The sequence below is a fragment of the Komagataeibacter europaeus LMG 18890 genome (assembly GCF_000285295.1).
In the GTDB taxonomy this organism is placed as follows: domain Bacteria; phylum Pseudomonadota; class Alphaproteobacteria; order Acetobacterales; family Acetobacteraceae; genus Komagataeibacter; species Komagataeibacter europaeus.
This window is the reverse complement of the sequence record NZ_CADP01000015.1, coordinates 46,553-54,366: the sequence shown is the minus strand read 5'-3', so window position 1 is coordinate 54,366 and position 7,814 is coordinate 46,553. Positions and strand designations below refer to the sequence as shown.

8 protein-coding genes and 1 pseudogene are annotated in these 7,814 nt (G+C 60.3%); 3 read left to right on the top strand and 6 right to left on the bottom strand.

Annotation, left to right across the window (positions count from 1 at the left end):
• Positions 1 to 148: 148 nt before the first annotated feature.
• Both GEU01_RS07400 and GEU01_RS07395 read right to left on the bottom strand, forming a co-directional pair.
• The gene (locus GEU01_RS07400) at positions 149 to 1,228 is read right to left on the bottom strand and encodes an IS5/IS1182 family transposase (RefSeq protein WP_019085572.1); all 1,080 of its coding nucleotides are present in this window, start codon (positions 1,226 to 1,228) and stop codon (positions 149 to 151) included.
• A gap of 258 nt (positions 1,229 to 1,486) precedes the next feature.
• The gene (locus GEU01_RS07395; RefSeq protein ID WP_019085571.1) at positions 1,487 to 2,896 is read right to left on the bottom strand and encodes a sugar porter family MFS transporter; all 1,410 of its coding nucleotides are present in this window, start codon (positions 2,894 to 2,896) and stop codon (positions 1,487 to 1,489) included.
• 250 nt (positions 2,897 to 3,146) lie between these two features.
• Here GEU01_RS07395 and GEU01_RS07385 point away from each other — a divergent pair, with 250 nt between their 5' ends.
• Entirely contained in the window at positions 3,147 to 4,475 is a 1,329-nt protein-coding gene (locus tag GEU01_RS07385; RefSeq protein ID WP_019085569.1) for a DUF6056 family protein, read from the top strand.
• A 110-nt stretch (positions 4,476 to 4,585) separates the two neighbouring features.
• On the opposite strand, the gene GEU01_RS07380 is transcribed toward GEU01_RS07385, so the two are convergent.
• Positions 4,586 to 4,882, bottom strand: coding sequence for a hypothetical protein (locus GEU01_RS07380; RefSeq protein ID WP_019085568.1), 297 nt, complete (start codon positions 4,880 to 4,882; stop codon positions 4,586 to 4,588).
• Positions 4,883 to 5,064: 182 nt separating this feature from the next.
• On the opposite strand from GEU01_RS07380, the gene GEU01_RS07375 reads away from it, so the two are divergent.
• Positions 5,065 to 5,253 (top strand): hypothetical protein, encoded by a 189-nt coding sequence (locus GEU01_RS07375; protein ID WP_026018574.1) that lies wholly within the window; start codon positions 5,065 to 5,067, stop codon positions 5,251 to 5,253.
• Positions 5,254 to 5,457: 204 nt separating this feature from the next.
• On the opposite strand, the gene GEU01_RS26725 is transcribed toward GEU01_RS07375, so the two are convergent.
• Together GEU01_RS26725 and GEU01_RS27290 are read right to left on the bottom strand one after the other, a co-directional pair.
• The gene (locus GEU01_RS26725) at positions 5,458 to 5,646 is read right to left on the bottom strand and encodes a hypothetical protein (protein ID WP_019085566.1); all 189 of its coding nucleotides are present in this window, start codon (positions 5,644 to 5,646) and stop codon (positions 5,458 to 5,460) included.
• Between the two features lie 403 nt (positions 5,647 to 6,049).
• Entirely contained in the window at positions 6,050 to 6,184 is a 135-nt protein-coding gene (locus tag GEU01_RS27290) for a hypothetical protein (protein ID WP_269719725.1), read from the bottom strand.
• Between GEU01_RS27290 and GEU01_RS27515 the strand changes: the two are divergent.
• Positions 6,178 to 6,420 (top strand): annotated as a pseudogene (locus GEU01_RS27515) (CatB-related O-acetyltransferase); the annotation flags it as partial. The gene GEU01_RS27290 and the pseudogene GEU01_RS27515 overlap by 7 nt on opposite strands.
• 332 nt (positions 6,421 to 6,752) lie before the next feature.
• Here the strand turns inward: GEU01_RS27515 and adhP are convergent.
• Positions 6,753 to 7,787, bottom strand: coding sequence for an alcohol dehydrogenase AdhP (gene adhP / locus GEU01_RS07360; protein ID WP_019085564.1), 1,035 nt, complete (start codon positions 7,785 to 7,787; stop codon positions 6,753 to 6,755).
• Between the last annotated feature and the right edge of the window lie 27 nt (positions 7,788 to 7,814).

The following is a 7,814-nucleotide window of genomic DNA, read 5'->3' as shown; positions in this document are numbered from 1 at the left end:
CTGGAGACCCGCAAAAACCGGGTAATTTCTGGCGAAGCGGGCTGGCTTGATGACGTCGAGGTTGCGGGGCGCACCAAGGGTATCATTCGGACCGATTTCCACGATACCCGGCGTTGATTTCGCCGGTTTTGCCGACTTGCAGACAGAGTCAGCCTGCGGTTTCTAGACGCTCGTGGAAGATCAGCCGATTGAAGTTGTAGGCCAGGTTGCAAAGGGTCAGTTTCGCCTCAGCGCGGGCGAGGCCGATGGTGCGGATGAACAGGTTGAACCGGTTTTTCTGATGCGCGAAGACATGCTCAACATGCGCACGGATCGAGGATTTGGCGGCATTGGCCCGCGCGGTTGCCTTTGACATCGGCTTGCCCATGGGTTTGCGCCGATGAATACGGGACGTGAGCATCTGGTCCGACAGCCACTTCTCGTTGCGCCTGGATCGATAGGCACTGTCTGCCCAGACCTCGGAACTGGTATTGTTCGTGCTGACGACCTGCCGGAGAAGACGCCCGTCCGCCGCTGACGCCGAAGTCACCGCCATGCCTCGGATGAAGCCGAAGCGTCGGTCGATGCTGATGTGGGATTTGTAGCCGAAGACCGGCAGGGCGATCATGGGGAGCGGCGTCCCATCTGCCCGATACCGGACTTTTCCGCCGACCTTGAGTGTCCAGCGAGCGTCGGTATCCTTCTGTGCTGCCTTGTTCGGCTCGTCCGGCCAAATGTCGCTGGCGCTCTTCCCTGACTTGATCGCTTCGCGTTCGCCCTCGGTGTTCCGCTGTCTTGGCGCAGGCACTAGCGAGGCGTCCACGATCTGCCCGGACATTGGCATGTAGCCCTTCTTCTGGAGTTGCCAGTCAAAGGCCTTCATCACCCGCCTGAGCGTTCCCGTCTCGGTCAGGCGATTGCGAAAATGCCGGATCGTATTCTCGTCCGGCGTTCGATCCCCGAGCGACAGCCCCAGAAATCGCAGCCAACTCAGCCGATCGCGGATCATGAACTCCATCCGGGCGTCTGACAGATTATGCTGCGCCTGCAGGATCAGGACCTTGAACATCATCACCGGATCGAATGGTGGGCGGCCGCCTTTGCTACCATCGCCATACCCAAGCCCTTCGACCAGCCACGCCCGGAAATACTCGAAATCCACCGTCTCCTGCAAAACCTCGAGCGGATCGCCCTCTTTGCTCAATGCATCAAGGTGATCGCTCAAACTGAACAGGGACTTGGGATCCATAGCAGGCCTCCGTGATCGCGTAACTTCAATGAATCACCATAGCCGTCCAAACGCTACCGGTTTTTGCGGGTCTCCAGCTTGTTGCAGACCCGTGAACCATAACGGAATGAAATAAATGTGGAGATACAAAGAATTTTAAGTGAATATTTTCAAAAATAATGCCGCCTTAAAAAAAGGCGGCATACAGAAAATTTTTTACTTAAATTTACCAATAAATTATTTTCAGGCAGCCCTGAACAATCCACCTGTCAATCAGGTCTAACGCCCGATTTCACGCAGCGGCCGGCCGGCTTCCAGATGCTGTTCGATCACCTCCAGCGGCACGTCACGGGTTTCGGGCACCAGTGCCAGCGTAAACAGCACGAACACCACGTTCATCACGCTGAAACCGGCAAAGGTCCAGCCCGCCCCTGCAACCGCCACGATGCTGAGGAACGTGTTGCTGACCGCCCAGTCCATGCCCCAGTTGGCCAGCGTAGAGCAGGCGACGCCAAAGTCCCGTCCCTCGATCGGCTGGATTTCCGAACACAGGGTCCACACCAGCGGCCCGGCCCCCATGCCAAAGCCCGCCACGAACACCAGCAACGCCGCCACCAGCGCCAGCACCGCGCCAAGTCCGGTCAGGTGCATCCCCTCGATCACGCCCGCCGCGGCCAGGGCCACCGCCATGATGATGCAGCTTGTCACCAGCAGCGGCCTGCGCCCCCAGCGTGAAACCATGAAAATGGCCAGCACGCCCACGACCGCGTTGACCGCGCCGACCATGACCGTGGCCCATGCGGCGGCGGCGGTGCCGAAATGCGCCCCTTCCAGAATCTTGGGCGCGTAATACATCACCACATTGATGCCGGTCAGCTGCTGCATGACCTGCAACCCGATGCCAAGGGCGACGGAGCGGCGAAAAAACGGCCTGGTGCGCAGCAGGGCGAATCCCCCCACCGGCTTGCCCGCGCCCAGTTCGCGGCGGATGTTGTCCAGTTCCCGGTCTGCCGTCACCTCATCCCCACGCAGGCTGCGCAGGACCTTGCGGGCGTCCTCGAACCGGCCCTTTGCCGCCAGCCATGACGGGCTGGACGGCAGGAACGCGCACCCCATGAACAGCAGCGCCGCCGGAATGACCGGCAGCCCCACCATCAGCCGCCAGTGCCCACCACCCGACAGGATGCCGCCCGCCAGGTACCCCAGCAGGATGCCCGCCGACTGCAGCATGGAAAAGGTGGTCACCATGGTGCCGCGCATGCGCCCCGTCGTCAGTTCGGAAATATACAGCGGCGCGGTAAAGGTGCAGATGCCAATGGCCATCCCGATCAGGAACCGCCCCAGCAGGATCTGCCCGATCAGGCCCGCCGTGGCGCATAACAGCGCCCCCAGCCCGATCAGCAGCGTGGCCGTGCCCAGCGCCAGCCTGCGGCCAAAGCGGCTGGAAAACACGCCTGCCGCCCCGGATCCCAGCAGCGCGCCCACCATCAGCACCGACACGACCCATTCCTGCGCCCGGGCAGAGGCATGGAAATCATGGCCGATGAAGCCCAGCGCCTCCGCGATCAGGCCGGTATCCAGCCCCACCAGCAGTCCCGCGCAGGCAGTGGTCAGGGCCGCGCGCGCCGCAGCCCCGCCCGTACCGGCGGATGGCGGGGGCGACCCGGCAGTGGCCGGAGCGGCGGGCACCGCGCCATGCGGGGGGGAGACGGATTGATCGGCAGGCTGTAACACGTGGCTCTATCCCCTGATCTCCGGCATGATCGTGATTGACGGGGCCGGTCAGGATGGATTCATAGGCGATGCGACGGCATCGATCCATGATACAACCCCGGTCACGGATCAATTGCACGAACGGCCCCCGTGGCCAGACCGCATCATTTTTCCGTAGGGATGCCCGTCATGGTGAAATCCCGGACCGGCAGGGGCCCAGTATCGAATGAAACCATCCGCATGCATTCCCCCCCGCCCCGAACCCGGTGAACGGGTCGGGCTGGCGCTATGCTTCATGTTCCTGCTGTGGGCCAACTGGGTCACGCCGCTATGGGCGGATGATTACTGCCGCACCATGCCGTTCCACCCCGCCACCATCATGCGCATCGTATGGGGCAACTACAATTTCTGGACCGGGCGGTGGTTCACCACGCTGGCAACCTTTTTCGTGCTGGACCTGCGGCCCTATGGGTCGCTTGCGGCCTTTGCGGTGGTGAATGCGGGCATCTTCACCTTTCTGGTGCATGTCGTGGTGCATATGTGCCGCGCGGTGGCGGGGCGGCCCCCCCCTGCCTGCTGGCGGGACGGCATGGTGCAGTACCTGCTCGTGTTTCTCATGCTGTGGTGGCTGCCGCGCACCATTGGTGAGGTCGCGTTATGGAAAACCGGGGCCATTGGCTATCTGTGGCCTGTTGCGGGGGAAATGTGGCTGCTGGCGCGCATCCTGTCCCGCCGCACGGACATGAACGGGGTGCAGCATGGCGCCGTTTTCCTGATCTCCACCTTCCTTGAACCGCTTTCGCTGCTGCTGACGCTGGTGCTGGCGGGGGACGCGGTGCGGGCGTGGAAGCGGGGACGGCGCGCGCCGTGGGCGCTGCTGTGCAGCCACGGCATGGGCACGCTGGTACTGGGAATCGCGCCAGGCAACTATGTGCGCATGCGCACCATGACGCCCAGCCCGGTCATGGACCGGCTGGATGGGCTGCTGGGCAATCTTGGCAGCCTGTTTGACCCGTTCTGGCTGCCATTCGTGGCGGTGATCGGCACCGGCCTGTTCCTGGGGCGGCGGCAGACCCCCTTTCCCGCCTGCCGGCGTGCGGGGCATGGGGCATGGTTTGTCGGGCTGGCGCTGGCCTATATGGCGCTGCTGCTCATGTTCCCGCGCGAAGCACTGGCCGCGCGGGTATCCTTTCCCGCCAGCGTGCTGCTGGTGTGCTACCTGACCTGCCTGCTGTTCACCTGCCCCGCCGGGCGGGTTTTCAGTTGGGTCATGACATCGGGCTGTGCCGGGCTGGCTGTCATGCATATGGCCATTGTGGTGCCTGACCTTGTGCTTCTGGCGCGCATAAGCCACGACCGGGTGGCTAGCACGCGCGAACAGGTGGCGCGTGACCAGCCGGTCGTCCTGCCCCGCGTCACGATGGGGCCACGGCACAAGCTGCTGTATGTGCGCAAGGACATCATTTTCGTAGGCATCAACCCCGACCCGCACAACATGCTGACCATGTGTTTCGCACGCGCCATGGGGGCATCGTCCGTCCGGTCCGTGCCATGACGGATGATACAAGGTAAAAAAAGTTTCTGGGCGCCGCCTTTTTTGCAAAAGACGGCGTTTTCCGAAGCGTTCTGGAAAAACGCTTCGCCAGAAACTTCTGCCTTGACCTTTTACTGACCGCCGTTACCGGGCGGCGGGGACGCGGGCTGCGATCCCCCTTCCGGCGGGCCATTTTCGGGCTGCTGCTGGTTTTCACGCGCTTCCTTGCGCGCATGGTGGCGTCGCGCCATGCCTGCGGCACATCCGGCAGCCGCCCCGCCCTTGGCATGGCCACTGCCAACGAAATGCCCCGCCACGCCACCGGCGACGGCCCCCTTCACGCAGCCCCCCGGTTCCGCCCGCGCCGCAAGCGGCAGGACGAGGACAGTCGTGGTGGCAAGGGCCAGTGCGGTACGCCTGAAAAACATATCTTATCCCATCGGATTGGTGTTCAGGACGTTCAACGGCGGACCGTGGCGCGGGTTCCCCCGTCCCGATCCCGCGCGGTTTCAAGGGGTGTCAGGGAACGGCAGTCATGCAGGGGCAATGGTTGCCAGCCATCGTGGCATCTTTCATCCTCTGCCCATCAATCCAACGGGAGAATACCGACATGGCCAAAGAACCGACAAACGTCATCCACGCCGCCCTGATCCACGCCGCCGCCACCCTGACGGCCGCGAAAAAGGACGTGATGGAAAAAGCATCCCCTGCCGAGGTGAAGAAGCATTTCAAGACCTTCCTTCACACGCTGGAAGAAGGCTGGCGCGAGCATGAGGCAGGCGATCACCACCATTCCTGATCGCGGGGCATGAATGCACGAAAGGGGGCGGCGCCATCTGGCACCGCCCCCTTTCGCCATTCAATACCGAAGTTTCCGGCTGCTGCGTTATTTCAATTAGCGATGCCCGGTGAAAAACTGGCTCATGTCGCCCTTGGTCTTGTGGCCCCAGTTATCCAGTTTCTTGCCGGTCCGGTCGCCCCAGTCCTTGGCGCTGTCGGTCTTTTACGCGGCCTTTTCATGCGCTTCATGGGCCTTTTCACGGGTCTCCCTGCTGGTTTCATGGGATTTCAGGCGCACTTCACATTCCGCATGATCCGTCACGCCGTCGCAGGAATCCGCCAGCGCGGGCACCAGCATCGCCACGTTCAGCCCGGTTGCGCACAGCCCTGCCAGAATCACCGTTTTTTTCATGATACCCTTACCTGTCTTTCAGTTTCTGCATTATCGACATGTCGGCATGGCCGCGCATGCCCTATCCGATAGGAAAAACGCGCCCCCGAAGCCGAAGTTTCTTCAGGTCATTCCACATGTCCATAATATGTATCGACTGCGTATTTTTCATATATAAAATTTCAAGAAGTTATATTAAAAATATATATTGGTTGTAATGAAAATTCTTATAAATAAAAAAATAATTAATACCCTTAATCTCAATCATATAAACGTTGACAATAAATCAATATATTTACGTTTCTGGAATGATCTGGCCGAAATAGAAATCTATTCCTGGTTCAAGAACAGCACGCTGTTCCAGTGTGGCGCCTTTTCCTATTCCTTTTCAAAAATTTACGCGGATGTCACCGTAGGCAGGTATTCATCCATCTCCCATGGGTTTGGCGATTTCAGTCGATCCCATCCCCTGAATTCCGTAACGTCCAGTCCGGTTGTCACTGATGATTTTTACCGGAATCTGGCGCATTCCCATAAAAAAACTGGAATCTCCTGCCATTCAATTCTGATTACGGAAGAATTGTCATCGGGAATGACTGCTGGATCGGTGCAAACGTAATGGTCAAGGGTGGCGTCACAATCCACGATGGCGCGGTCGTCGCAGCGGGATCCGTGGTCACGAAAGATGTTCCCCCATACGCCATAGTTGGCGGAAACCCGGCCAGGATAATAAGAATGCGGTTCAATGAAAACATCATTGAAAAAATGCTGCGGTCCAGATGGTGGGATTATGCGTACTGGGACCTGAACATGCTGGACTGGAGCGATCCCCTCAAGTTCATGGAAATGTTTGAAACCAGAACTGCAGAAATAAAGAAATTCAATCCGCCCAAAATAAAATTTTCCGACCTGAGACCGGAACCCGACAATAAAATAGCGCACCTGTCCGAAAAATTACTGCATCGTATCGGCATCCTTTAGCCGGAATGCGCAATAACCTTGCCGTTTTACATCGGACAGCCACCTGCCACGGCGGCGCGACGACGGGATGCATCTTTCCCGTTCGCGCCCTCCGGTTACACGATACGCCACCCTGAACGGGCATCAGGGTGGCGGCTGCCGTCGTTTCAGGCCCCGTTACGGAAATCCAGCACCACGCGTCCCTTTACCCGGCCATGCTGCAGGTTGTCGAAAATGGTGTTGATGTTTTCCAGTTTGTCCGTGCTGACCACCGTCGTCACCTTGCCATCCGTGAAGAAGGACATGGCTTCGATCATGTCCAGCCGCGTGCCGACAATGGACCCGCGCACGGTCGTGCCATTCATCACCATGTCAAAGATGGACAGCGGGAAGTCACCGGGCGGCAGGCCGTTCAGCACCACCGTGCCGCCGCGCCGCGCGTAACCCACCGCCTGGCTGAACGCCTTGTCCGACACGGCGGTGACCAGCACGCCGTGGGTGCCGCCGGTCTGTTCGCGGATATAGGCGACCGGATCCTGCTTCAGCGCGTTGACGGTCACGCGCGCGCCCAGCCTGCGGGCTTCTTCCAGCTTTTCATCGCTGATATCCACCGCCGCCACGTTCAGGCCCATGGCCACCGCGTACTGGATGGCCATCTGCCCAAGTCCGCCCGCGCCGGAAATGGCGACCCATTCCCCGGCCCGGGTGTCCGTCATCTTCAGGCCCTTGTACACCGTCAGCCCCGCGCACAACACGGGGGCCGTCTTGATCGGGTCGATGTCTTTCGGCAGATGGGCGACGTAATTGGGGTCGGCCACCACGTATTCGGCAAAGCAGCCATTGACGGAATAGCCGGTGTCCTCCTGCTTTTCACACAGGGTTTCCCATCCGCCCAGACAGTGTTCGCAATGCCCGCAGGCCGAATACAGCCACGGCACGCCCACCACGTCGCCGGTCTTGATCCAGTTGACGTTGCTGCCGACCTCGACCACATGGCCGATTCCCTCGTGCCCCGGGATAAAGGGCGGCCTGGGCTTGGTGGGCCAGTCGCCACGGGCGGCATGCAGGTCCGTATGGCAGACGCCGCAGGCATCGACCTTGACCAGGATCTGGTTGGTGTTGATCTGCGGAATGTCCAGTTCCTCGATCGTCAGCGGCTTGCCGAATTCCCGTACAACCGCAGCCTTCATCTTTCCAGCCATCTTGCACCTTCCGTTCCGATGTCACGG

What these genes read in the sequence shown, in the direction of transcription:
- GEU01_RS07400 (WP_019085572.1), bottom strand. Translation starts at nt 1,228, where the DNA reads ATGGATCCCAAGTCCCTGTTCAGTTTGAGCGATCACCTTGATGCATTG.
- GEU01_RS07385 (WP_019085569.1), top strand. Translation starts at nt 3,147, where the DNA reads ATGAAACCATCCGCATGCATTCCCCCCCGCCCCGAACCCGGTGAACGG.
- GEU01_RS07380 (WP_019085568.1), bottom strand. Translation starts at nt 4,882, where the DNA reads ATGTTTTTCAGGCGTACCGCACTGGCCCTTGCCACCACGACTGTCCTC.
- GEU01_RS07375 (WP_026018574.1), top strand. Translation starts at nt 5,065, where the DNA reads ATGGCCAAAGAACCGACAAACGTCATCCACGCCGCCCTGATCCACGCC.
- GEU01_RS26725 (WP_019085566.1), bottom strand. Translation starts at nt 5,646, where the DNA reads ATGAAAAAAACGGTGATTCTGGCAGGGCTGTGCGCAACCGGGCTGAAC.
- GEU01_RS27290 (WP_269719725.1), bottom strand. Translation starts at nt 6,184, where the DNA reads ATGGCAGGAGATTCCAGTTTTTTTATGGGAATGCGCCAGATTCCGGTA.
- adhP (WP_019085564.1), bottom strand. Translation starts at nt 7,787, where the DNA reads ATGGCTGGAAAGATGAAGGCTGCGGTTGTACGGGAATTCGGCAAGCCG.